Here is a 24,370-nt window from a genome sequence, read left to right as displayed (position 1 = left end):
GGGTTCGCCCTTGTTCCAGCACATTCCTGCAAGGCGAGCACACGTTTATGCTCCCGCGCCGTGTCCACCTTCGAAGCGCTCGTTCTCGGCGCGGTGCAGGGTCTGACCGAATTCGTCCCTATCTCCTCTTCTGGGCATCTCGTGCTCGTGCCGGAGGCGCTCGGCTGGCAGGAGCCGGGGCTGGCGTTCGACGTCTTGTTGCACGCGGCTTCGCTGATAGCGCTGCTCATCTACTTCTGGAGCGACCTGATCGGTGTGGCCAAAGGATTCTTCTCGGGCGACGAGGCTGCCCGCCGGATGGTGTTGTTGCTCGCGGTCGGAAGCATCCCCGCGGCGGCCGCGGGGCTGTTGCTGGCCGACTACTTCGAGGAGCAGTTCGCGAACGCGCAGGCGTCCGCGCTCCAACTGCTGATCACGGCGGTGATCCTGGTCGGAGCAGAACAGCTCCTGCGCTTCCATAAGAAGAGGACGGAACGCACCGGAGGCTCGCTGCGTACCCTCGAGGACCTCCGGAGCGCGGACGCGGTGGCGATCGGCGTGGCCCAAGCGGTATCGATCCTGCCCGGGATCTCTCGGTCGGGCGCGACCATCGCAACCGGACTGGGTCTCGCGATGCACCGCGACGACGCCGCTCGGTTCGCATTCCTTCTCGCGATCCCCGCACTGCTCGGCGCGACCATCGTGGAGGTCCCGGACCTGGCGGGATCTTCTGTGGGAGTCGGCGCCGCTACGACGGGATTCGTCGCCTCCCTCGTCACGTCGTATGCCGCGATCTGGGGGCTGATCCGTTATCTCAAGACAAGGACCCTGTATCCGTTCGCGATCTACTGCGTGATCGCGACCTTTGTCTTCCTGGCGCTGATCTAGCTACAGCCCGGCGACCGTCATCTCGGCAACCAAGGTGGTGGCGCCTGCGTAGGAGCCGCCGAACGGAAGCCACCTGCGGTCGTCTGCCACGGCCACGATCCCGCTCAGGATCTCGAGCATGGGGGCCGCGATCGTGACCTCCTTCACGGGTGCACCGAGCTGCCCGTTCTCGACGAGCCGCCCGGTGGCGCCAACGGAGAAGTCGCCCGAGACCGGGTTCGCGCCGGAGTGCACGCCGTGGAAGTCCTGCACGAGCAAGCCCCTCCCGGCCCGGCGCAACAGGGCCTCACGGGTTTCTCCGGTGGGATCGAAAGCCATGTTGGAGGGCGCCGGGCTGGGGGCGGATCTGAATCCCGCCCGCGCTGCGTTCCCGGTGGAGGCGCGGCCCTCTCGTCGTGCGCTCGGTATGTCGTACAGATAAGAGGTGAGCGTCCCTGCCTCGATCACCGGCGTCCTCTGCGTCGGCGTGCCCTCCGCGTCCCACGGAGCCGCTCCCGGAGCCCCTCCGGCTCGCCCGTCGTCGATCAACGTGAGCGAGCCGGCACCCACGGCTTCGCCGAGCTTTCCCGCGAACAACGAGCGATCCTTCTGAACCGCCTCCGCCGTTAGGACGCCGCCGATCACGCCGAGGAACTGTCCCGCCGTGTACGGGTCGAAGACGATAGGCATGCGGGCCGAAGGGATCTTGGTCGCCCCGAGGACGTCGAGGGCCTTTGCTGCGGAGCGCGCGGCGACGTGCTCGGGATCCAGAGCGGCCATGCCTCGCTCGAGCGCGAACTCGAAGCCCACCTGCGTGTCGTCTCCTTCGGTGGCTATCGCGACTGCGTAGCACCACGCATCGGTCCGCCGGTACGTCGCCGCCACCCCCGAAGAGGTCGCGATCGCGATCTCGCTCTCGGAATCCGAATAGCCCGCCTCCTCGACTGTGCGGATGCGCGGGTCGAACGAGCGCGTCGCCTTCTCCAGCTCGATCGCGAACTCGACCTTGGCGCGCGGTTCGACCGCGGGCTGGGCCGCGTCGGATAGCCCATGCAGCTCCGGGAGCTCCGACCCGGGAGCGGCGAGAGCGATGGCATCGTCCTCGGTGGCGTGCCGCGCGTTCGCCCGGGCCTGCTCGATCACGGCAGTCAGGCCGCCATCTGTGAGGTCGGTGGTGTAGGCGAATCCCGCCCGACCGTGGACTAGGAGCCTGACGCCCGCGCCTCGGGGCTCGGCGGCCGACACAGTCTCGGCCTCCCCCATGTACGCCTTCACCTCAAACTCCCGCTCGTGGGTGAGGAAGGCTTCGACCTCCTCCGCCCCGCGGCCTCTTTCGACGATGGCTGCCGCGGCCTCGAGCAACTCGCTCATCCGGCCTCGGTCCCCCCGACGGTCATCCTGCCGAGCAGGACCGTGGACATCCCGTTCGTCACTGGGGCGTGCTGCCCGTCCTTGCCGCAGACACCTTCCTTGCGATCGAAATCCGCTGCGATCGCCTCGATCACGCCCAGCACCTGCGGCCCGTTGCCGATGAGGTTCGCGCCGCGTATCGGATAGCTGATCTCCCCCTGTTCGATCATGTAGGCCTCAGACATCCCGAAGACGAAGTTGCCCGTCGCGGGATTCACCTCGCCTCCGGCGAACGTGGCCGCGTACACACCGCGCTCGATGGAACCGATGATGTCTTCCGCGGTGTCGGGCCCCGGCAAGAGGTACGTGTTCGTCATCCGAACGATCGGGAGATGCGCGTATGACTGCCGCCGCCCGTTGCCCGTCGGCGGGTGACCGATCTTCTGCGCAGAACGCCGGTCGCTCATGTGCCCCACCAGCACCCCTTGATCGAACAGCACCGTTCGCTGCGACGGCGTCCCCTCGTCGTCCACTCCGAACGACCCCCACGCCCCCGGGTCGGAACCGTCGTCGACGATCGTCACGATGTCTTTCCCGAAACGCTCGCCGTTGCGGTTCGCATAGACGCTCGCTTCCTTGACCAGCGTGTCGGCCTCGAGGCCGTGCCCGCAGGCCTCGTGGATGAGAACGCCGCCCGAGCCGGGGGCCAGCACGACCGGGAACTCGCCTGCGGGCGAGGGCCGCGCGTCGAGGAGCTTGATCGCCTTCGCGGCCGCACTCGCGCCGAGCTCCGCCGCCGGTCTCTCCTCGAGCAGCTCGAATCCGCCGGAGTGGCCGGGCGCTTCGAACCCGGTCATGATCTGGCCGTCGCGGCCCGCTATCACCTGCACCGCGAACCGCACGCGCGTCCGGTCGTCTTCGGCGAGACGGCCGTCCGAGCTGGCGATCAGGACCCGCTGGCGAACGTCCATGTAGGAGGCGACGACCTGGCGCACCTCGGCCCCCGCGGCGCGAGCGGCCTCGTCCGCAGCGCGCAGCGCGATCACCTTCTCAGACGGGTCCACCTCCTCCGGAGCCATCCGTACGGGGTTGGCCGTGCCCGGCTCCACCCGGCGGAGGTCGGCCGGCGACACCGCTCCGCCCGAGCCCATCCCAGCGCGAGCAGCGCGCGCGGCCTCCCGGAGCCCCGACTCCGTAAGCAAGTTCGTGTACGCATACGAGGAGCGGTCACCGGCGATCAGCCGGATCCCAGCGCCGGCGTCGCGGCCCGAAGCGACGTCTTCGACCTGGGAGCTCTCCAGGCGCAAAGCCGTGGAGGAGCGGTCCTCGACGAACAGCTCCGCCAGGTCCCCACCCTCCGCCAGCGCCTCGGCGAGCGTCGACCGGATCAGGGTTTCGTCAAGCATCCGGGGAGGATAAGGCCGCTCCCGCGACGGCGGCGGGGGTTCGTGCCCTTGTGCACAGCCGACGCGGCGATGTAACCTGAAGGTCCCCGCAGCGACCACCGATAGGAGTTCGACCTGAGCATCGACGCGCACGGCTACACCGCCGAGCAGGGCGAACGGCTCGGTCAGATCCGAGCCCGGCTGGTTGAGGCGAGACGGGAGCTGGACGCTTTGATCGGTGACGCCTACCTCCGGCCCCGTGCATCCATCGTGCCCGTCCACTTCCTCGACCTCGCCTCCGCCGTCGAGAAGCTCCGGTGGGCCGAGAAGGAGTGGCGGGAGCTCGAGCAAGAGATCGATCGCAACAGGAACGACGCCGCACATCGCGCCGAAGGCGCGGAGAGCAGGATCCAACTGGCCGAGGTCCCCGCGCCACACCTCGTAGACGCCTCCAGCTAACTTCCGGCCCGGCGCCCCCCCGGTTTTGGTCGCGGAACCTCCCGTTTTCCGGGACAAAAGCCGAGCAAAACGCTATTTGGGAGGCATCCTCAGCGCACCATCGAGGCGGATCACCTCGCCGTTGAGCATCGGGTTCTCGACGATCTGGCGAACGAGGAGGCCGAACTCCTCGGGCCGGCCGAGCCGGTGCGGATGCGGGATCCCTTCGGCGAGCTTCACCCGAGCCTCTTCGGGTAGACCGGCGAGCATCGGGGTGTCGAAGGTTCCGGGAGCTATGGCGACACAGCGGATCAGCCGGCTCGCTAGATCCCGCGCTACCGGCAGTGTCATCCCGACGATCCCGCCCTTGGAGGCCGAGTAAGCGGCTTGGCCGATCTGTCCGTCGAAGGCCGCGATGCTGGCGGTGTTGATGATGACGCCGCGCTCTTCGTCCTCCGGTTCCTGCGAGGCGATCTGCGCGGCCGCGAGCCTCAAGACGTTGAAGGTCCCGATCAGGTTCACGCGCACGACGAACTCGAAGCGGTCGAGGTCGATCGCGCCGCCGTCCCGCGTCAACACGCGTCCCGGGAAGCCGACGCCCGCGCAGTTAACCACCACGTGGAGGCCGCCGAAAGTCTCGGCCGCGAGCTGAACCGCGCCGCGAACGTCTTCCTCCGACGTCACGTCCGCGGGCGCGAACCGGGCGTTGTCTCCCAACTCCTTGGCGACGACTTCACCGTCGGAGGTCGGGAGATCGACTATGACCCCCGATGCTCCCGCGCGTAGCAGCTCCTTGGTTGCGGCGAGTCCGAGTCCCGATGCGCCACCGGTTACGAGCGCGACCTTGCCCTCGACGTTCATTCAGCCTCCATGTCTTTGTGGATACCCGACGTTACCGCTCGGGCCAGATCACGCCTCGGGTATGACCTCTCCACTAGCCAGCACCAGTCCATCCTCACAGCGCGTCTCGACACGGCCATCGGAAAATTGCTCGCGGTAGAGGGCCGCGTACGCGCCTCCGCGCGCAAGAAGCTCGGAATGCGAGCCGCGTTCGATGATCCGACCCTTGTCTAGGTACAGGATCGTGTCCGCGGCCAGGATCGTCGACAGGCGATGCGCGATCGCCAGCGTCGTACGCCCCTTCATGAGGGGGGTCAGCGCCTCCTGGACGAGGCGTTCGGAGTGCGTATCGAGAGCGCTGGTCGCCTCGTCCAGGATGAGGATGCTCGGGTCTTTCAGAACGACACGGGCGATCGCCAGTCGCTGCTTCTCGCCGCCGGACATCTTGTAGCCGCGCTCACCGACGCGCGTGTCGAACCCGTCGGGCATCTCCATGATCCGGTCGTAGATGTGCGCGGCTTTCGCCGCCGCCACGAGATCGTCGTCGCTCGCCTCCGGATCGCCGTACCGCAGGTTTTCCCGCACGGTCGCGTTGAACAGATAGGTCTCCTGGGTGACCATCCCGAGGACCTCGCCGAGTGACTCCAGGCGGATATCCCGGACGTCGATGCCGTCTACCTCGACGCTGCCGCGGTCCACGTCGTAGAGCCGCGGGAGGAGATAGGTAAGCGTCGTCTTCCCTGCGCCGGACGGCCCCACCAATGCAACAAGCTCCCCGGGGCGGGCGCTGAAGTCGACGCCGCCGATCGTCCACAGACGCTCGTCCTGACCGCGCTCCTTTCCCGGGCGGTCGTAGCGGAACCAGACGTCGTTGAACCGGACCTCGCCCCGCACCTCCTTCGGATCTAGCTCGATCGCGCCGTCGTGGTCCGTGATGTCTCGCTCGAGGTCGAGGTACTCGAAGATGCGATCGAACAGCGCCAGCGACGACTGGATCTCGACGTTGACGTTCAACAACTGCCCCATCGGGAAGAAGAGCCGGCTCTGCAAGGTGGTGAACGCAGCGACGGTCGCCACCAGCTCCTCGGGGCTCTGCTCCAGCCTCCCGCGGAAGAGCAGGTATCCCGCGACGAGGTACACGAAGGCGGGCGTGATGGAAAAGAAGATGCCGACGAGCGAGAAGAAGCCGCGGCCCACCATCGTGCGCTTGATCTCGAGCTGGGACAGACGGTGGTTCTCTTTCCGGAAGCGATCGATCTCGTAGCTCTGACGTCCGAACGCCTTCGAGAGCAGGATGCCCGACACCGACAGTGTCTCCTGCATGTGCGCGGTCAGGTCGGCCAGCGACTCCTGGGTCTGCCCGGAGACGTCGCGTCGGACGATGCCGACCTTCCGGCTCAACACCAGGAACAGGGGAACGATCGCAAGCGTCAACAGCGTCAGCTCCCACGACAAGATGAACATCACGACCAGCGTCGAGACCACGGTCGCGATGTTCGAGAGGATGCTGGACGCGGTGTCGGTCAACACGCTCTGCACGCCCCCGACGTCGTTCGAGAGCCGGGACTGGATCTCGCCCGTCCGCGTCGAGGTGAAGAACCGCAGCGGCATGTGCTGGAGGTGCGCGTACAACGAGTTCCGCAGGTCCTGCATGACGTTCTGGCCGACCAAGTTGTTCACGTAGGTCTGCCACAACCCGAGCAACCCCGTAACGATCGGCGTCACGACCATCACGCCGACGATCCAATACAGCCTCTGCAGCTTTTCTTCGGTGGGGCCGTCCGAAAGCAAGGTCTCGAAGGCGGACTTGATCAGCAACGGGTTGATCAGACCGAGGCCGGCGGTGATCAGGATCAGGAGACCGACGAGGCTGACCCTGCGCCGGTATGGCTTGAAGATGTGAACGATGCGCCTGAACGTCCCCGGCCGCGCCGGCGTATCCGGCACTTCCTTCGGCACCAGGCGATGCGATGGCGGCATGTGGTTCCTTTCCGTCCCCGACTCTAGGACAGCGAGACGAGCCCATTTATTCCTGCTCCGGGCGCGTACCAGCGCTGTCGTACAGAACGTGCGTTAAACGCACGTTCTGCGCGTAAGCGGTCGCCGGCTAGGTGACGCGCAGCGCCACGACCACCCCGTCGCGCAGCGGGACGATGATGGAGCGGTAGCCGGGGTCGCTCGTTATCGCCTGCGTCGCGGCCATGATCGCTTCGGTCCAGCCCGGTCGGACGTCTGCGGGGGCATCGGGGGCGCCCGTCACACGGCGCGACCAGAGCATGTTGTCGCAGATGAACATGCCGCCGACGCGGATACGTGTCCGCGCACGCTCCCATGCCTCTGGATAACCATCCTTGTCTATGTCGCAGTAGACGATGTCGAACTCGCCCTCGACCTCGTCGAACGCGTCGAACGCGGTCTGGACATGGAAGCGCACGGGCTCGTGTAGCCGCGCCCGCGTCAAGAAGTCGATCGCCTTCGTCTCGTTGTCCGCATCGGTATCGGTCAGGTGGATCTCGCCTCCCGGCCCGGTCGCTCGGCTGAACCAGTAGGCGGAGTAGCCGTAGCCGGAGCCCATCTCAAAGATGCGGCGCGCGCCGATCGAGCGAGCGAGCAGCTCCAGCATCTGCCCGCAGAGCCGGCCGATGATCGGGAAGCCGTTGTCGCGCGCGAGCTGCTCCATCTCGAGCAGCACAGCTTCGTCATCACGCCTTGCAAGCTCGTTGAGGTAGCTGTCTACCGACGGGTGGACTAGATCCATCTCGCTATTGGACCACCGCTGCACGCAGCGCGTCGTGGAGCTTCGGGCCTGCCGCCACAACGCCGGAAGACAGACCTTTCGGCGCGGGCAGGTCACTGACGATCCCACCCGCCTCTCGCACCAGGAGGACTCCTGCAGCCTTGTCCCACGGCTCCATCGGAGCCTCGTAGAACCCGTCGAAACGCCCGCAGGCGAGGGTCGCGAGGTCGATCGCGGCGGAGCCCGCGCGCCGGACATCCCTCACGCGGGGAAGGACACGGCTCAACAACTCCGCTTGATGAGCCCGCGCGTCGGCGTCGTAAGAGAACCCTGTGCCGATCAACGCGGTTGACAACTCATCGCGCTGCGACACCTGCACGGCCTCGCCGTTAACCGTTGCCCCCTCACCGCGTTCCGCGGCGAACATCTCCTCTCGGTTGGGGTCGTATACGACGCCGACCAGCTCGCCCTCCGCGTCCTGCGCCGCGATGCTGACGCACCACACGGGGATCCCGAAGAGGAAGTTGATGGTTCCGTCGAGCGGGTCGATGACCCAGGTGATGCCGGAGGTGGAGGAACGGCCTCCGCCCTCCTCCGCCAGGATCCCGTCCTCGGGGCGCTCGTGCCGGAAGAAGTCGAGGAGGAACTTCTCTGCGGCTCGGTCCGCGTCGCTGACGAGGTCCGTAGCCGTCGACTTGGACCTCACGCCCTGTGCGGGAGCCTCGTAGAAGTCGAGGAGGATGTCGGCTGCACTCGAAGCGGCCATCATCGCCATCTCGAGAAGCTCGCCCACCCGCTGCATCCTAAGGAGTCGTTCAAAACCTGTGGTCGCGTGTTCAGGAGCTAACGGAACGGGACCACTATCCTCGATCGCATGGGAGTGCTACCGCAAGAAGTAGAGGAGCTGCTCAACGCCGCGCTCGTCGCGGAGCTGACCGTGGTCGACCCCAAGGGCCGCCCGGTGACGTACCCGTTGATCCCGCTCTACGACGGCAACCTCATCTATATGACGTCGAGCGTGTTGTTCTCGAGGAAGCTGGAGCACATGAAGAAGAACCCGCGCGTCTCGCTCACGATCACCGATCCCGTGGCGGCAGCGGTCGAGCCCTTCCGTCGCGCCACGATCCAAGGCGACGCGCGGATCATCGAGGACGACCTCCACTCGGGTTGGGAAGGTCGCATCGGAGATCTTTGGATCGCGAAGGAGCCGATCATCAAGGACCTCATCAAGAAGCGGTTCGCGATGCCACTGTTCTGGGAGCGGTCGATCATCGAGGTAACCCCGCGACGTGGGTTGATCTGGCGCGATGGAAGGACCGACCTGCCCCCGCAGACGTTCACAGCAGAGGTGGCGGCGTAGATGGCGACCTCGACTGTGAAGGACCTGTTCGACGACATCTCGACGTTCTCCCATGCCGTCATCGCGTACGTGGGCGACGACGGATACCCGATCAACGTGGCTGCGGATTTCAGAGCCGACGCCGCAAGCGGCACGATCCGGCTCGAGCGGCCGAAGGTGCCGGTCGAGCCGCGCGAGGGGGCCGAGGTGAACGTGACCTTCAGCCACGTGCGGCCTTACCCCGGCGTCGGCTACGACCAGCGCCGCTACGTCAGCGTGTGGGGCAAGGTGACCAAGGTGAACGGGTCACTGGAGGTCAAGCCGGAACGAACCCACGGCTGGGACGAGGACCGGCTCCACTTCTTCGAACTGTGCGAGCGAAGCGTTCCGTCTGCTCATCGCTACATGCAGAAGCTCAGCGAGGAACGTGGCGAGCCCGTCAAGACGAAGATGTCGTTGGGCTGGCTGATCTTCCTTGCGACCCGCGTCCCGTTCCTAACGGCGACCTTCGTACCGATCCTGCTGGGTGCGATGGTCGCGCGCAACGACGGGTTCTCGGCGTGGTGGTTGTTCGCGTTGGCGTTGCTGGGCGGCTCCGCGATCCACCTCGGGCTCAACGTCGCTAACGACGTGTCGGATGCCACCAGCGGAGCGGATACGGCGAACGCGAACCCGACCATGTTCAGCGGTGGCTCGCGGATGATCCAGTACGGGCTGGTCAGCCTGAGAACCATGCGGCTGGTCTCGATCGCCTGTTATGCCGTCGGCATCGGGATAGGTCTCTACCTCACAGCGACCAGGGGGATCGAGCTTCTCTGGATCGGCATCGCCGGCGTCTTCCTCTCCATCTTCTACACCGCGCCGCCATTGAAGCTCGTGCACAGGGGGGTCGGCGAGATCGCGGTTGCGCTCGGCTTCGGCCCTATCATGGTCCTGGGCACCTACTTCGTGATAGCTCAGCGACTGACGTTCGAAGCGTTCTACGCCTCTCTTCCGGTTGCGATCTTCATCATGCTCGTGCTCTACGTGAACCAGGTGCCGGACAAGCCTGCCGACGCTAAGACCGGCAAGCGGACGATCGTTGTGAGGCTGCCGAAGGAGGCGATCATCAAGGGCTATGCAGCCTCGGTGGTCGTGGCGTTCGCGTTGATCGCGATAGGAGCCCTCACCGGCATCATGCCGATATGGACGCTCCTCGCCCTCGGAACGATCCCGCTCGCGCTGAAGGTCCACAAGGCACTCACGTCACACTACGAGAGCCCGTACGAGCTGATGGACGGGATGGCCAAGAACATCATGCTGCACCTGTTCGCCGGCCTTGCGCTCAGCATGGGGTACCTGATCGCGATCTTCGTGTAGCCCACGGGCGCTACCGACGCAGGTTGTCCTCGACCTTCTCCCACGCCTTGCGCGCCGCTATGAGAACCGGGTCCCACACGGGGGCGAAGGGCGGGGCGTAGCTGAGGTCCATGTTCAGCATCTCGTCCACCGTCATCTCGTTCCATAGAGCCGCCGCGAGAACGTCGATCCGCTTCGCGGCCCCCTCCTTGCCGACGATCTGCGCGCCCAGCAGCCTTCCGGAGTTGAGCTCGACGATGAGCTTCGTCTTTATGGGCGCCGCGCCAGGGAAGTAACCGGCTCTCGTGGTGGAGTCGACGGTCGCGCTGACGTAGCGGAAGCCCGCCGCCGCGGCTTCGTCCTCTTTCAGCCCCGTCCGTGCGATCTGGATCCCGCAAACTTTGGTGACCGCGGTCCCCACTACACCTGGGAACGTCTCGTACCCGCCCCCGATGTTGATGCCGGCGACGCGACCCTCCTTGTTGGCATGCGTGCCGAGAGCGATCGTCACTGGTTTCCGCGAGACGAGGTGGAACTTCTCGGTGCAGTCGCCCGCGGCCCACACACCGTCGACCTCGGTTCGCATCCTGCGATCGACCTTGATCCCGCCACTGGGTCCGATCGGGATCCCGGCCCGTTGTGCGAGCTCGGAGTTCGGGCGCGCCCCCAGACCCAGCACGACGAGATCGGTGTCGATCGTGCCCCGGTCGGTTGCGACGCCGGTGACGAACCCGCCGTCGGAGACGAACCCGGTGACCCCTTCGCGGACACGCACCTCCACACCGATCGCCGTGAGCGCATCGGTCACCAGCCCGCCCATGTCTTCGTCCAGGGTCAACATCGGGTGCGGAGCGCGCTCCACCAGCGTGACATCTAGGCCGCGCTCGACCAACGCCTCCGCCATCTCCAGGCCGACGTAGCCGCCGCCGACAACCACCGCCCGCTTCGGGTCCTCATTGTGGAGGAACTGCTCGATCGCAAGACCGTCGTCAAGGACCTGCACGCCGAAGATCCCGGTCGCATCCGAGCCGTCGAGCCGCGGACGCAGCGGCGTCGCGCCCGTCGCGACAACCAGCCGGTCGAACTGCTGGGTGAACTCCCGCTCGTTGTCCAGGTCGCGAACGTGCACGGTCCGGACACCGAGGTCGACCTCGGTGACCTCGTGACGTATCCGCACGTCGATCGACTGCTTGTTGCGGAACTCTTCCGGGGTGCGGACGATCAGGTCTTGGAAGTCCTCGACGACGTGACCCACGTAGTACGGGATCCCGCAGGCGGAATAAGAGGTGTGGTTGCCGCGCTCGAAAGCGAGGATCTCGAGGTCGTCCGGCCCCCGCCGCTTGCGCGCCTGTGAGGCGGCCGCCATACCCGCGGCGTCGCCACCGATGACAACGAGCCGCTCTGGCATCCGGTCACCCTAAAGGCGGCGGCCGTTGAAGAGACCTACACATCGCCGAGACGAGTGATCAATCGCCGCGCAGCCGGCGCTTGCGCTCGAGGAGTCCCGACACGTGCGACGTGTCGTCCGCGGCGGGAGCGGCCGGTGGAGACGGTGCCCGCGGCGCGGAGCCCGCGGCGCTCGGTGCCGGTTCGGCGGCAGGTGCTGGTTCTGGGGGAGGTGCCGCGTCCGCGGCGCCCGGAGCCCGCACCGTCTCGGCTCCGGCCCTCGGTCTCACCCGCGTCGCACGCTTCCTCGTCAAGAGCCCGCCGACGTGGGTCTGCTGAGGAGCGAAGGGATCGCCGGCGCGGTCCCGCCAGAAGCTGGGCCTCCACGCCTGGACTGCTGCGATCTCGTCGCGCGTGATGATGATCCGTCTCAACGCGACGTCGAGCGGGAACAGCAACGCTGCGAGCAGAACCAGCCACGAGGTCACCTCGACGGTCCTGCGCCCCGAAGGCAGTCCGGGATCGAAGGCGTTGGCGGGCTGGATGCCGTAGCGTCCGCCTCCCAGGCTCGCGACCTCGCGCAGGAACGTCTGATCCGCGGGCCCCGGCTGGTACTCCGGCGAGTACGACTGCACCGCGCCCACCGTCTCGCGATAAAGCTCCTGGCCGTCATCCTCCAAAGCCACCGACACCAGATACGTCCCCGCGGCGCCCGAGGGCGCGGTGCCCGAGAACGCGGACAAGCCCGAGCGACCGAGCTCGATCCGATCGCTGCTGCCGTCCGGTCCAACGACGCGGGCAGTTGCGGTCGTGCCCTCCGGAATCTCTCGCTCCGCCTCGACCGTGATGTCGATCCCGGCGCGCCCCGCCGTGGCTTGCGCGGAGAAGCCGGGGCGGGCCGCAGCCGGAAGGGTCTCGCGCACGACGGACGACCAGAAGTCTGCGAAACCGTCCCAATCGACCCAGCGCCGGGCCCAGCGCGATTTCGCATCCGACGTCCACGATGACGCCACGCCGAGCCCCGTCCGCCACGTCGCCAACAAGGGGTCGTCGTACTTCCCGCCCGCGAGGAGAACCGACGCAGAGGCTTTCGGAGACGTGCCGATGTACCCGAGCAGGGGCGGGGTCCTCCTGAGCGGGTCGGTGGCGGCCGAGGAGCCGGTGATCTTGGGATAGAAGATGCCCTCGTTGACGTAACGCCTCGTCGCGATCACTACCTCGTTCATCAAGAGCTCGGGGATCTCGTGCAGGTTGCGGCCCTCGTAGAAGCGCCCGCCGCCCGCATCCGCCATCCGCGCCAGCTCGTCACCGGTACCCTCGCCGGTCGCGAGGACGGACAGAGTGATCCCCTGCTTGCGCACCCAGCGCGCCGCGGGAACCAGGCTCTTCTGATCCGTGAAGCCGTCGGTGAACATGACGATGTGCTTCAAGGACGCCTTCGACGCCTTGAGAGCCTCGACCGACGCCCGCAGAGCTTGCGGGATGTTCGTGCCGCCCCGCGGTTGCAGGCTTTCCAGTCCCTCGCGCACCACGTCGTCCGGCGGCAGCTGCGCCAGCGGGACGACGAAGCGCGAGCGTGTGTTGAAAGCGAGGATGCCTACCTCGTCCTGTTGTGTCAGCGCCTCGACCGCTCGCGCCGCCGCCGACCGAGAGATGTCGGTCTTGTTGACGCCTCCTTCCTCGCGCATGCCCGCGCCCTCCGGGTTGCAGTGACAGGCCGACATGCTCCCGGAGGTGTCGATCGCGAGCACCTGCGCGATCGCCGGCCTCCTCCTGGGGTCCTTGATGTCACTGTTCAGCGGCAACAAGGCCTCGAGCTCGGACCCGCGGTAGTCACCCAGCGACCACGACGATTCGCCGCCGACGGTGACGAGACCGTTGCCGAGGTCGCGCACGAATCCCTCTAGCGCGCCTACCTGGGCGTCGGTCAGGGCTCCGGCAGGGACGTCTACCAGCACGATCGAGTCGAGCGCCGCAAGCTCCTCGCCGCCGGGGAAGCGCGCCATCGGAACGCGCTCGACGACCAGGTCGCGCGCCTTCAAGGCGGTCTCGAGCGCAGCCCCCTCGCCGGGAGAGCTTTCGACGATCGCTACCTTCGCCTTGCCCCCCACCAGCACGAGCGCGGCGGCGGCATCGTTCTCGGGCACCGAGTCCTCGCCGCTGCGGACCTCGAGTGAGTAGGTGAGCGAGCCGGGCCGCGACGCCCGACCACCGAAGCGGATCCTGCGTTGACCCGGTTGCAACGACAGCGCGCGTCGCTGCACGACCTTGCTCCCCCTGCGAAGGGTCACCTGCGCTTCGAGAGCGGCGTTCGACGACAGCGTCGCCTCCACATCGAAGGATTCACCAACCCGAACCCGAGACGGAGCGTCGATCTCCACGACCGCCGCGTCGAGACCGGAGGTTCCCTCGATGGCGACCGAATCCACGCGTAGGCCGCGCGCGTGGAGCGACTCCGCCTCCAGGCGCGCGTCGCCCGCGTTCTCACGTCCGTCCGAGATCAAGACGATGCGCCTGCGGCCCCCGTCGGGCATCAAAGCTGCCGCCAGGCGCAACGCGCGAGCGACGTCGCTGTGGGACGGATCGGGACGGCTAGCGATCGAGATCAGCTCCGGCTCGTCCTGGAGAGTCATCTCTACCCGCGCGTCGCCGCCGAACGCGACGACGCCGGCGAGCGCCTCGGGAGGCTTCGCCGCCAGCGCTTCGCGGACGAAGGTCTCGGACTTGCTGCGGCCGGTCGCGCCGACGCTGTCCGAGACATCGACGACGAAGATCGTCGCGAGGCTCCTCTCGGGCAGGACCACAGCGAGACCCGCGAGCGCCAGGACGATCGCGGCCACGATCACACTGCGCACGACCGAGGCGACGGTTCGTTGGCGGCGCGACACGGCAGAGATCCCGCGCCTCTGGATGACCCACAGCAGCGGGATCGCCGCGAGAGCGATGAGCCAGAGGGGCTGCGCGAACCTCACGCGGGGCGCCGCTCCGTGGGGGGCCACCACCGGAAGCGCGGCGCGCCCGGCCGCCCGTGGCCCCACCACCACTCCACCAACAGCAACAGCAGGGCGGCTGCGAGGACCCACGCCACCACAGGATGCCGGGCGGTGCGCGTCAGCCCTGGTCGCTCCGCGTCCGGAGGCGCCGCCACCTCTCGTGGCGTGAGATCCGACTCTGCCGGAGGGAACGACAACGCGACCGTCCGCTGGCCGATCACGTCGTCATCCTTCAAGAAGGTGAACGTGTAGAAGCCGGCGCGGGAGGTCTCTTCGAGAGCTTGCCCCGGGAGGAGTCGCTCGCCGCGGCCGCCCGGTATGGCGACCTCGATGACGCTCGTACCGGGAAGAGGAGCCACCTCGATGCGCTCGCCCGCGTACCGTGCGGATGGCGCCTCGGATCCCGTCAGCCACGACAGGAGGTGGTCGGCGAAGATCGGGAAGGCGACCTGCAGCGGGAGGTTGCTCTCGTGCAAGGCGAACCCGATGTAAGCCCGCCGGACGCTCCCGTCGGTCCAGGTGGCGACGAGGGGCGCATCGTTCGAGCCGATGATCGTGCGAGCTCCCGGGACGCGCACGTCTGCCGTTCGCGCGATCGCGAGCTCCGACAGATCCACCTGCTCGAGCAGTGGGTCGTCACTCGCCACGTAGGTGATCTGAGGCTCCGCGATCGAACCTCGCGGATCGACACCGCGCGGCGGCACCTTCGGCGCGATGAACAGAGCAGGGGCCTTCACCTTGTCGGGCACCACGGCCCGGTCGTAAACGACGAGGTCGAACCCCGAGCCGTCGCTCGTCGCGGACCGCACCTCGACCTCCGCGCCCGGAATCTGAGCCAGCAGGGCTTCGAGGAAGAAGTTGCCCTCGCTCACCAACAGGATGCGGCGCGGCGCAGACCGCTCCAACACCGCATAGGCAGCGTCGTCTTGAGGCAACTCGTCTTGCCTCTCAATCGACGCAACGACGCGGCCGCTTTGGGGGCCGAGGTCGAACCCGCGCTCGGCCGTACCGCGGGCGGGCACCTCGATCGATGCATCGGCCAACTCCACGTCGTCCACCTCGACCGAGAGCTGGACCACTTCGGTCGACGACGAGAAGTTGTGCACCTGAACGAAGGCGCGGAACCCCGTCGGCCCGTCGCCGACCTCGAGCGCCGACACAGCCACGTTGGCGGCGGAGCGGCCGACAGAGCGCACCACGGTTCCCGGCGGGATCAGTTCGCGTTCCTCCGGAGACAGCCCTCCATCCGTGACCAGCGCGATAGTCGCGGGATGCCCGGGCGTCTCCAAGCTTTCGGCGAGAAGGAAGGCCTCGGCGAAATCGGCCTCGGCTTCCGTAGGGGCGACCGCGTCCACCGCGCGCCGCGCTTGGTCCCGGCTGGCGGTAGAGGAGATCTGCACCCGAGGTCGCTGGTCCGCCGCCACCACGCTGACCGTGGCCCCTGCCTCCATCGTCTCGATCAGTCGAAGAGCTTCGGCCTGCGCCGCGCCGATGCGCGAGGGAGCATGGTCGGTCGCCGCCATGCTCCCGGATGCGTCGATCACCAACACGAGGTGATCGCCCGCCACCCCCGGCGCCGCACGATAGGGCCGCGCAAGGGCGAGCACGAGGGCGCCCAGCAGCAGGAGCTGCAAGATCAACAGGACGCTCGAGCGGATACGGTCCCAGGGACGGCTCGCAGCGACGTTCTTCGTGGCGGCGTCCCATAGAAAGGTCGACGGGATCACCTTCCTCGGGCGGCGCGCCTTGAGCATGTAGGTGATCAGGATCGGGACCGCCAGCAACCCTGACACGAGCGCGGCGGGGGCGAGGAGACCGTCCATCAGCGGACGAGACCTCCCTCGCGCAGCCGCACCATCAGCAAGGAGCCGAGGTCGTCGTCGGGAGCAACGAGCTCGTAGTGAAGACCGCGCCGCCGACAGGTCTCGCGCACGCGCCGCAGCCAGTCTTGCGTGCGCTGGCGATACTGCCTGAGCACCTGGTCCGACACCGATACCTCGACGGTCGCACCGGCTTCCGAGTCGACCAGCAAGAGGTCGCCGCGCAGCTGTGGGTCGATCTCCGCAGGCGACAGCACCTGCAGGAGCGCGCCGCCGGCGCCCGGAGACGTGAGCCTCCGCAACACCGCCTCCCACTCGTCCGTGAGGAGGTCGCTGATGAGAACGGTGACGCCGCGGAGACCACCCGCACTCGCGAACCGCTTCAGCGCGGTGGGGAGGTCGCAGCGGCCCCCAGGCTCGATCTGCTCGAGCCACCCGAACAGCGCGATCGACGAATCGCGCGACCGCGCCCACGGACTCGGCCTGATCCCGTGCGCATCCACGACCCACACCCGGGCGCGGTCGCCGTGCAGTGCCGCGAGATAAGACAGTGCCCCGGCCAGCCGCGCTCCCGTCTCGAACTTGTCCTCGAAGCCCATCGACGAGGTGGCGTCGAGCACGATCTGCAACGAGACCTCGTCCTCTGCCTCGTAGAGGCGCACGAGCAGACGGTCGAGCCGCGCGTAGATCTGGTAGTCGATACGGCGGAAATCGTCGCCCGGGACGTAGGCACGCCAGTCCGCGAAGTCGACGGAGCTGCCGAGGCGCTTGCTGCGGTGCGCGCCGGGGTAGGCGCCCGCCGTCCTCGCGTGCGTGGCAAGGGACAGACGCTCGAGGCGCGACAGCAACTCAGGTTCGAGCAGCACTTCTGACGGCTCTCATCCGAGCGCTTCCACTTCCTTCACCGGAGACGGCACGTGATCGAGGACCGCGTCCACGAGCGCGTCGGGAGCGACGCCGTCGGCGAGAGCCTCGTACGAAAGGATCAGCCGGTGACGCAGGGCTGGGCGTGCCACCGCTACGACGTCCTCCTCTGCAACGTTCAGGCGGCCGTCCAGGAGCGCGCTCACCTTCGCCCCCAGCACGAGCGCCTGTGCCCCGCGCGGACTCGATCCGAACCGTGCGTAGCGACGGATGATGGGAGGTGCCTCGGGTCGCTGGGGGTTGGTGGCCGCCACGAGCGTCGCGACGTAGCGCCCGAGATGAGTCGCCACGGGGACCTCGCGAGTGAGCGCGATCATCCGCCGCAGCGTCGCGGCGTCCAAGACACGCTCGACGTTGGGCTCGTAGCCCGTCGTGGTGCGCTCCAAGATCGAGACCAGGTCTGCCGGCTCAGGGGGCTCGACCAGGATCTTCAGAAGGAACCGATCCAGCTGAGCTTCGGGCAACGGATAGGTGCCCTCCATCTCGATCGGGTTCTGAGTCGCCATCACGAAGAACGGCCGGGGCATCGGGCGCGTCTCGCCCGCGACGGTGGCGGCTCTCTCCTGCATCGCCTCCAGGAGAGCGGACTGCGTCTTGGGCGTCGCCCTGTTCACCTCGTCGGCGAGCGTGAGGTTCGCGAACAACGGACCTTGCGCGAACTCGAACCTCCGGCGTCCCTCCTCGTCCTCCTTGAAGATCTGGGTCCCCACGATGTCGGCGGGCATCAGGTCCGGCGTGAACTGGATCCTCGAGAACTCGAGGTCCAGCGCGTCGGCGAGGGTCCGCAACAGCATGGTCTTGCCGAGGCCGGGGACCCCCTCGATCAAAGCGTGACCCTCGGCGAGCAAGCAGACCATCGCCTCGCGGATCAGTTTGTCTTGGCCCACGATCATCTTGCGGACCTCGGCCTCGACGGCGTGAGCCGCAGCTTGGTACCGCTCCGGCGTCACCGCGCCGACACCGGCTGCCTCTTGCGTCATGAAGTCTCCTTGGGAGCGAGAGAACGGAAGTAAGCGCGCACGAACGAGCGCAGCGACGCGGGGATGGCAAGCGTGTCCACGGTGCGCGCCGCGCGCGCGGACCATTCCGGATAGACGTAGCTGTAGGGGATGAGGATGTGGCCATCGCGGCCGGCTCCGATCTGCGTACCCAGCTCCGTGTCGCGACCGCCCTGGTTGTTGCCGCCGACGCGCAGCCGCTCCGCGATCTCGTCTCCGAATATCGGATCGAAGATGGGAGCGTCGTCGCTGGGCTTGGAGGCGTTCCGCCCGGTGCCATCGGGCTGCGCCGCGCCGCCGGTCGCACCGGTCGCGCTGTTCGCATTCGTCCCGGCCGCTCCGCCCGCGCCCACGCCGGTGCCCTGGTTCTGTCCGCCCGCGCCCTGGCCCTGCCCTTGACCTTGACCCTGGCCTGCGCCGGCTCCCTCGCCCTCGCCGGCGGCTTGACCCTGACCCTGGCCCGCCTGCGCGAGCGCGGCTTGAGCCGCGGCCAGTTGATCGCCGAGGGCGCCGAGACTGGCGGCGGAGGCAGCGACGGATTCCTGCGCCGCGATCGCGCCCAGCGTTGCCGCCAGCGCGCTGGCGGCGTCGGCCAGCGCCTCTGGGTCTCCACCGTCCGAGAGGGCGGTGGAGGCGGCGGCGAGAGCCGCGGCGAGCTCGGGGTCCATCGCTTGGACGGATTCCGCCAGCTGTTGCAACCTCTCGGCCGCGGCGTTGCGTTCTCCCGCGCCGAGTTGGTCCATCTTGGCGGCTAGCTCTCGGAGCTGCTCCTGCGCGCTGCCGGACAGGCCCGGCGCCAGCGGATCGTTCTCCAGCGACCTCTCGAAGCTGCTCGTGAGGGTCTTCGTCGCGATGTGGTCGCCGTCCTGCATCGCCGCGAGCCGCCGCTGCGCCTGCAACAGCTCCTTCAACGCCTCTTCGATCGAGGCCGCATCGCGTAGCTCTCGCGCCAGTTGATCCAGCTCCTCTACGAGCTCGCGCTTCTGTTCCTCCGCGATGGGCGCAGCGTCTACCTCGCGCGCGCCTCGTTCGACGTCCTGGGCAGCTTGCTCGAGCAGCTTGCGCTCAGCCGCCTGCCGCTCGAGCACCGCGTCCATCGGGTTCTCGACGAAGGCCAGCAACGCCACCGCCGCCGCCAGCCCTGCCGCCATCCAGATCCGACGGTGTGGGACCCGGAGCGGCGCGGCCCGTCTCGGGTCATGGGCGATCGCGTAGCGCGCCGCATCGGCCGCTTGATGCGCGGCCAGGGCTGCGCCGTCTCCCCCCGCGAACTCGACCGCCGTCCCGAGCCGGTCCGCAGCGGCCAGATCGCGGTCGGCCGCCCGCGCCACCAACTCCGACGGGAGCTTCTGCAGTGCTCCTGCGAGGAACGGCACCATCAGGGCGAGGGGAAGTGACACCAGAACGACCTCTTCCTCCCACCCAAGCGGACGGACCCGCGCGAGCAACATCACTCCGGCACCGGCCCCGCCCCAAGCCACGGCTCCCGCAGTCATCCACAGCAACCCGCGCCGCACGCGCACGCGCCGGCGCACCTGGGCGAGCCAGGTCTCCAGAGCAGCGTGGAGCCGCGGTGGTCTCATTTCTTTCGCCTGACCGAAACGATCTTCACCACAGGCGTCCTCAGTCGGATCGAAGCCAGCCACAGAGCGCCGAAGCTGACCCACAAGAGGAACGCAACGTGGATCATCCACATCCTGATCGCGGGCAACTCGCTGCCCCGTCGCTGGTGGTTGGCGAACCCCTGGAAGCCCGGTTGCCCCTCGATCACGACATCGCTTCCCGGCCCGACGAAGACGCGTTCCGGCACCCGTCCGCCGCGCGGAGGAAAGTCCTCCACCACCACGCCACGCCCGACCATGCCAACCTCTCCGCGTCGCTCGACCGACGAGAGCTGACGCTGGCGGGTATAGGAGCCGAGTGCCGACAGCGGCGTGGGCAACGACGTCCCAGCGGTATCCGTCACCGCGTCCGCCATCGCGACCACCGGGTTGAGGTACACCGACAACGCCTCCTGTGACACGTCGGCGTTGGGGGTCTGCTGCGAGCGCCACAGCACCTCCGCCCCGAAGATGACCACCGTGCCGACCAGCAGCAAGAGCGCCAGACCGTAGGCCGCGACAATCGCGAACTGCACGCGTTTGGCCACGGCCGACATGTAGATCGCCATCGACGCGAGCGCGATCTCCAGAGCGAGGATCACGACGAAGCCGCGCAGCACCTGCCACGGACTGACGCCACCCAACACCAGAGGCACCGCGAACAAGGGGGCCGTTGCCACGACCAGCAGCGTGACGTAGGCCATCGACGCGCCGAGCTTCCCGAGCACGATCGACCGGGGCGTCAACAGGGTCACCTGGAGCGGATGGAGGGTCTGGCGCTCGCGCTCTCCCACGATGCTGCCGGCGGCAACACCGGGCGCGATGAAGGCAACGAACATCACGAGGAAGAACAGCAACCACTCGAACATGACTCTCCCGAGCGACGCGGTGTTGCCCGCGAACGGGCTGAAGCGATCGTCCATCATCATCAGGCCGCCGCGGTAGGTGAGATAGAGGATGACCGCGAGCAAGGTGAGGAACGCGATCAACATGACGACGGCACGCCGCGAGCGCATACGTTCCTTGATCTCGCGCCCCAGAACCGGGTTGATCATCATTGGACGATCCCCTTGGTCACCTTCATGAAGAGGTCCTCGAGCCCGGTTCGTGTCTCGGTGAACTCGATCACGGACACGCCGCTGCGGACCAGCGCGCCCAGCATGGCCGCGGCCGCGTCGTCGTCCCCCTGCATGAAGAAGGTGCAGATCGCGTCGTCCGCCTCGACCGCCGTCACGCCCTCTTGCTCCTGAAGGATCGCTCTCGTCTGCGCGGCCTGTTCGGCGCGCGCCAACCGGACCCGGTAGTTGCGACCGCCCTGGCTGGAAGCCGCGATATCCCCGGGGCGGCCCTGTACGAGCAGGCGCCCGGCCTCGAGGATCCCGATGTACGTGCAGACCTCTTCCAGCTCCGACAGGATGTGGGAAGAGATCAACACGGTCTTGCCCATCCGCTGCAGCTCGAGCATCAGCTCGCGCAGCTCCACGCGAGCGCGCGGGTCGAGCCCGGAGGCCGGCTCGTCGAGTATCAACACCTGAGGGTCGTGCACGAGGGCGCGCGCCAACCCAAGTCGCTGCTTCATCCCGCGCGACAGAGAGTCGACGAAAGACTCCGACTTGTGAGACAGGTCGACGAGCTCGAGCAGCTCGGAGACGATCGTCTTCCGCTTGGCCACGGGAACGCGATATGCGGCGGCGAAGAAATCCAGATACTCGTGCACCTTGACGTCGTCGTATACGCCGAAGAAGTCGGGCATGTACCCCAGCACCCTCCTCACTTCCTGCGGATCGCGCACGGGGTCGACGCCCAGCACGGCCGCGGCCCCGGAAGAGGGCGACAGCAGGGTCGACAGCACCGAGAACGCCGTCGTCTTTCCGGCGCCGTTCGGCCCGATCAGCCCATAGATGGTCCCGACGGGGACGCGAAGGTCGAGGTGGTCGATCGCGACGAGCGAGCCATACGTCTTGCGCAGCGCGATCGTCTCGACCGCGGCGGGCGAGTCCGACGTCACATCCACAGCCGCATCGGGCGCGGCGAGCGCGCTCACCGCGTCACCGGCTCGACCTCGAAGCGATATATCTCGGTGAACGGGTGCCGGTTCGGTCGCAGGCGGAAGTACGCCTCCCCGCTCTCGGAGAAGCTCGACGCGTCCAGTGCTGTAACGCCGGCGAAGTCGCCTCCGCGCGGTCCACCCGACCCCGGCATCCGCGGAGCCTGGATCTCCACCCACCGCTCGGTCCTCCAGTTGTAGGTCTCGAGAACGTGACGAGGCCCCGACGTCACGAAGGAGACCCTGCCGCCGGTGATCGCGTCCAGATCGAGCGCCGCGGGTGGCTGGTAGCTGAAGACGGCCTCCTGGAAGCCCTCCAGAGCCAGCGCGTTCACGTTGTAGGGCGGCATCTCGCCGTCGGTGGCGACGATGCTCGTGCTGCCGGCGCCGACACCCCGAAGCTCGCCGCCGGGATCGTCGTACGAAACAGGAGACGCGACCATCATCCGGCCCGCCACTCCCTGGTCGGTTCCTTCCAGCTCGATGCCGAGCTGGTACTTCTGGACGTCTGCGATCACGACGGGACGGCTGAAGAAGCTCGGACCAAGGAGCTCGCGCAGCTCCGCGGTCAAGGCACGCCGAACTCCGCCGGGGATCACCCCACCCCTGAACATCACCCGCCGCCGCGGAGGCTCCACATCGAGGAGACCTCGAGCGGTCTCACCTGGGGAGAGGTCGTCGGTGAAGGTGGGGACGCCGCTGTTGAGGATCGTCACCTGCCTCAGCTCGTAGGGAGTCCGGTTCGTCACCTCGTACGCAGCGCCTCCCGGGGCCGGGCGGATCGTCGCTTCGACGAAACCATCGAAGTCCTCGATCGTCCCTCTGGCGGCATGGGCGGAAAAGGGTGCGGTTTCGATGGCGACCTCGGCGCCCCTGCTCGTGATCCGGGTGGAGCCCGTCTGGTTGGAGCCGAACGAGGACAGGAACGGCGGTGCCACCGCGGCCTTCGTTGGGAAGGTGAAGGTGCGGGTGCCCCCGGTGCCCGACGAGACGGTGGCGACGCTGTGACCATGACCACCGTCCTCAGAGGCGAACACGATCCCCGCCGTCTTGGCAACGAGACCCCCGCGCGAACCACGAGCGAGGCCGTACGCCACGCCGCTGAAAGCCAGGGCGAAAAACGGGATCGTCACCCAGAGAAGCTCCTTGCGGCCGCGGCGCTTCAGCACGAGATAGTTGAGCGGGCCCACGATCACCAGGTAGATCACGAGGAACCCGACGAACCAACCGAGTTGGAAGTCATCGCCTCGCGTGGCTCGGATCAGCTCGCCCTCGGGCGACGGGCCGAAGTCGTTGAAGAACTCGTCTGCTCCGTTCGAGCCGCGCAACGGGGCCGCCCGGAGCGCCGCCTCGAAGACGCGACGCGGCAGGTTGGGTAGATCTCCTGCCGCGAGGATGGTCTCGCCGAGACCGCTCTCGTCGATCCCCAGGCGGCCGTCCGCCAGGAGGCGCTGAGGCTCGACGGCCCTGCCGCCAACCCGCAGTGTCCCGCCTTGTGGGTCAAACCCTTCAGAACCGACGAGCAGCCGACCGCCGGTGGCGACCCAGCCCCAAAGAGCATCGAGCTGGTCCGGCGCCAGTGCGTCGATCGCGTCGTCATCCGCCGCGACGTAAGAAAGAGGTCCCAGGGCAGACGCCCCGAGACTCAGTTGCTCCGGGACCAGCGTCGTCGGGATCATGTCCACCAAGGCGGGCTCCGCCACGATCCCCTCCATCGCCGGCGGGACCGCCGTCCCCAGGACGCCAACCAGATCCGCGTTGGCCACACGAAGTGGGGCCTCCGCATCGACCCCCAGGACGTCGTCCTCGGAGACGATCCGAGCGGCGATCTGTTGCGGCGCCGCGGGGGCCGGCATCACCAGATCGAACTGCTTGCGTCCTCCACCCGGGACCTCGATCGGCATCGTGTGCAGGGACAGCGACTGGTCGGGATTCTCGTACGAGACCTCGAGGTCCCCCGAGATCGCCTGGGGAGATTCGACCGTCACCGACACCGGAAGCCAGCGGCCCTCCACGTATCGGTTCTCGAACCCGACCACGATCGCGACCTGCACGCCCTCCTGCGCGGTCGCGGGAGCAGCCGGCAACAGCATCGACAGAGAGCACGCAGCGACGGCGAACGCTCGCCTGCAGAAGCGTCCACGAGCGGAGTTCCTAGTCGGCGCGCCGCCGCGGCCCCTCCTCATGCTGTTGCCCCGCGTAACCAGCCCCGCCCCCCAATTCTCTTGAAGACGCAAAGTATGGACGACCGAGGCGCCGAAAAGGTTTCCTTCTGTGCCGGGCGAGCTACGTCCAGCCGTAGGTTCCCGGTCCCAGAACACCGCCGCC

The 24,370-nt window shown here is 67.6% G+C and carries 19 protein-coding genes; 4 read left to right on the top strand and 15 right to left on the bottom strand.

Annotated features, from left to right (window positions below):
• The first annotated feature begins 60 nt into the window (after nucleotides 1-60).
• Entirely contained in the window at nucleotides 61-867 is an 807-nt protein-coding gene (locus M3N53_13530) for an undecaprenyl-diphosphate phosphatase (GenBank protein ID MDP9069349.1), read from the top strand.
• On the opposite strand, the gene M3N53_13525 is transcribed toward M3N53_13530, so the two are convergent.
• On the bottom strand, nucleotides 868-2,217 hold the full coding sequence (locus M3N53_13525) for a TldD/PmbA family protein (GenBank protein ID MDP9069348.1): 1,350 nt from the start codon (nucleotides 2,215-2,217) through the stop codon (nucleotides 868-870). It abuts the gene before it with no gap.
• Nucleotides 2,214-3,602: a TldD/PmbA family protein gene (locus M3N53_13520; GenBank protein ID MDP9069347.1), complete on the bottom strand. Its 1,389-nt coding sequence runs from the start codon at nucleotides 3,600-3,602 to the stop codon at nucleotides 2,214-2,216. Before M3N53_13520 ends, M3N53_13525 begins: the two co-directional genes overlap by 4 nt.
• Nucleotides 3,603-3,812: 210 nt before the next feature.
• On the opposite strand from M3N53_13520, the gene M3N53_13515 reads away from it, so the two are divergent.
• A complete protein-coding gene (locus M3N53_13515; protein ID MDP9069346.1) occupies nucleotides 3,813-4,040 on the top strand; it encodes a hypothetical protein in 228 nt (75 codons plus the stop codon).
• 72 nt (nucleotides 4,041-4,112) lie between these two features.
• On the opposite strand, the gene M3N53_13510 is transcribed toward M3N53_13515, so the two are convergent.
• From M3N53_13510 to M3N53_13495, 4 genes are all read right to left on the bottom strand, one after another.
• Nucleotides 4,113-4,880: a 3-hydroxyacyl-CoA dehydrogenase gene (locus M3N53_13510; GenBank protein ID MDP9069345.1), complete on the bottom strand. Its 768-nt coding sequence runs from the start codon at nucleotides 4,878-4,880 to the stop codon at nucleotides 4,113-4,115.
• Nucleotides 4,881-4,928: 48 nt separating this feature from the next.
• A complete protein-coding gene (locus tag M3N53_13505; protein ID MDP9069344.1) occupies nucleotides 4,929-6,818 on the bottom strand; it encodes an ABC transporter ATP-binding protein/permease in 1,890 nt (629 codons plus the stop codon).
• A gap of 148 nt (nucleotides 6,819-6,966) precedes the next feature.
• Nucleotides 6,967-7,617 carry a class I SAM-dependent methyltransferase gene (locus M3N53_13500; protein ID MDP9069343.1) on the bottom strand — a complete coding sequence of 217 codons (651 nt, stop codon included), beginning with the start codon at nucleotides 7,615-7,617 and terminating at the stop codon, nucleotides 6,967-6,969.
• A 4-nt stretch (nucleotides 7,618-7,621) separates the two neighbouring features.
• Entirely contained in the window at nucleotides 7,622-8,389 is a 768-nt protein-coding gene (locus M3N53_13495; protein MDP9069342.1) for an inositol monophosphatase, read from the bottom strand.
• Nucleotides 8,390-8,470: 81 nt separating this feature from the next.
• Here M3N53_13495 and M3N53_13490 point away from each other — a divergent pair, with 81 nt between their 5' ends.
• Both M3N53_13490 and M3N53_13485 read left to right on the top strand, forming a co-directional pair.
• Complete coding sequence (locus tag M3N53_13490; GenBank protein ID MDP9069341.1) at nucleotides 8,471-8,956, top strand: pyridoxamine 5'-phosphate oxidase family protein; 486 nt, start codon at nucleotides 8,471-8,473, stop codon at nucleotides 8,954-8,956.
• On the top strand, nucleotides 8,957-10,294 hold the full coding sequence (locus M3N53_13485) for a prenyltransferase (GenBank protein MDP9069340.1): 1,338 nt from the start codon (nucleotides 8,957-8,959) through the stop codon (nucleotides 10,292-10,294). It abuts the gene before it with no gap.
• A gap of 10 nt (nucleotides 10,295-10,304) precedes the next feature.
• Here M3N53_13485 and M3N53_13480 read toward each other — a convergent pair whose 3' ends face one another.
• The 9 genes from M3N53_13480 to M3N53_13440 are packed head-to-tail and all read right to left on the bottom strand — an operon-like array spanning nucleotide 10,305 to nucleotide 24,135.
• Nucleotides 10,305-11,681: an FAD-dependent oxidoreductase gene (locus M3N53_13480; protein MDP9069339.1), complete on the bottom strand. Its 1,377-nt coding sequence runs from the start codon at nucleotides 11,679-11,681 to the stop codon at nucleotides 10,305-10,307.
• A gap of 58 nt (nucleotides 11,682-11,739) precedes the next feature.
• Nucleotides 11,740-14,631, bottom strand: a complete 2,892-nt coding sequence (locus tag M3N53_13475) for a VWA domain-containing protein (GenBank protein MDP9069338.1) — start codon at nucleotides 14,629-14,631, stop codon at nucleotides 11,740-11,742.
• A complete protein-coding gene (locus M3N53_13470) occupies nucleotides 14,628-16,475 on the bottom strand; it encodes a VWA domain-containing protein (protein MDP9069337.1) in 1,848 nt (615 codons plus the stop codon). Before M3N53_13470 ends, M3N53_13475 begins: the two co-directional genes overlap by 4 nt.
• Entirely contained in the window at nucleotides 16,475-17,338 is an 864-nt protein-coding gene (locus tag M3N53_13465; protein ID MDP9069336.1) for a DUF58 domain-containing protein, read from the bottom strand. The genes M3N53_13470 and M3N53_13465 overlap by 1 nt, the downstream gene beginning before the upstream one ends.
• Nucleotides 17,339-17,350: 12 nt before the next feature.
• Complete coding sequence (locus M3N53_13460) at nucleotides 17,351-18,376, bottom strand: AAA family ATPase (GenBank protein MDP9069335.1); 1,026 nt, start codon at nucleotides 18,374-18,376, stop codon at nucleotides 17,351-17,353.
• Nucleotides 18,373-19,977, bottom strand: a complete 1,605-nt coding sequence (locus M3N53_13455) for a hypothetical protein (GenBank protein MDP9069334.1) — start codon at nucleotides 19,975-19,977, stop codon at nucleotides 18,373-18,375. Before M3N53_13455 ends, M3N53_13460 begins: the two co-directional genes overlap by 4 nt.
• On the bottom strand, nucleotides 19,974-21,053 hold the full coding sequence (locus tag M3N53_13450) for an ABC transporter permease subunit (protein ID MDP9069333.1): 1,080 nt from the start codon (nucleotides 21,051-21,053) through the stop codon (nucleotides 19,974-19,976). Before M3N53_13450 ends, M3N53_13455 begins: the two co-directional genes overlap by 4 nt.
• On the bottom strand, nucleotides 21,050-22,039 hold the full coding sequence (locus tag M3N53_13445; protein MDP9069332.1) for an ABC transporter ATP-binding protein: 990 nt from the start codon (nucleotides 22,037-22,039) through the stop codon (nucleotides 21,050-21,052). Before M3N53_13445 ends, M3N53_13450 begins: the two co-directional genes overlap by 4 nt.
• Nucleotides 22,036-24,135, bottom strand: coding sequence for a hypothetical protein (locus M3N53_13440; GenBank protein MDP9069331.1), 2,100 nt, complete (start codon nucleotides 24,133-24,135; stop codon nucleotides 22,036-22,038). The genes M3N53_13445 and M3N53_13440 overlap by 4 nt, the downstream gene beginning before the upstream one ends.
• Between the last annotated feature and the right edge of the window lie 235 nt (nucleotides 24,136-24,370).

Source organism: Actinomycetota bacterium, from assembly GCA_030776625.1.
Lineage (GTDB): Bacteria > Actinomycetota > CADDZG01 > CADDZG01 > WHSQ01 > MB1-2.
Note: the sequence above shows the minus strand (reverse complement) of the source record. Positions and strands in the feature narration are given on the sequence as shown.

Excerpts from the sequence above, each read along its gene's own strand:
- M3N53_13490 (MDP9069341.1), top strand. The coding sequence starts at position 8,471 with ATGGGAGTGCTACCGCAAGAAGTAGAGGAGCTGCTCAACGCCGCGCTC.
- M3N53_13485 (MDP9069340.1), top strand. The coding sequence starts at position 8,957 with ATGGCGACCTCGACTGTGAAGGACCTGTTCGACGACATCTCGACGTTC.
- M3N53_13470 (MDP9069337.1), bottom strand. The coding sequence starts at position 16,475 with ATGGACGGTCTCCTCGCCCCCGCCGCGCTCGTGTCAGGGTTGCTGGCG.
- M3N53_13510 (MDP9069345.1), bottom strand. The coding sequence starts at position 4,880 with ATGAACGTCGAGGGCAAGGTCGCGCTCGTAACCGGTGGCGCATCGGGA.
- M3N53_13440 (MDP9069331.1), bottom strand. The coding sequence starts at position 24,135 with ATGCTGTTGCCGGCTGCTCCCGCGACCGCGCAGGAGGGCGTGCAGGTC.
- M3N53_13500 (MDP9069343.1), bottom strand. The coding sequence starts at position 7,617 with ATGGATCTAGTCCACCCGTCGGTAGACAGCTACCTCAACGAGCTTGCA.
- M3N53_13450 (MDP9069333.1), bottom strand. The coding sequence starts at position 21,053 with ATGATGATCAACCCGGTTCTGGGGCGCGAGATCAAGGAACGTATGCGC.
- M3N53_13520 (MDP9069347.1), bottom strand. The coding sequence starts at position 3,602 with ATGCTTGACGAAACCCTGATCCGGTCGACGCTCGCCGAGGCGCTGGCG.
- M3N53_13455 (MDP9069334.1), bottom strand. The coding sequence starts at position 19,977 with ATGAGACCACCGCGGCTCCACGCTGCTCTGGAGACCTGGCTCGCCCAG.
- M3N53_13480 (MDP9069339.1), bottom strand. The coding sequence starts at position 11,681 with ATGCCAGAGCGGCTCGTTGTCATCGGTGGCGACGCCGCGGGTATGGCG.
- M3N53_13525 (MDP9069348.1), bottom strand. The coding sequence starts at position 2,217 with ATGAGCGAGTTGCTCGAGGCCGCGGCAGCCATCGTCGAAAGAGGCCGC.
- M3N53_13460 (MDP9069335.1), bottom strand. The coding sequence starts at position 18,376 with ATGACGCAAGAGGCAGCCGGTGTCGGCGCGGTGACGCCGGAGCGGTAC.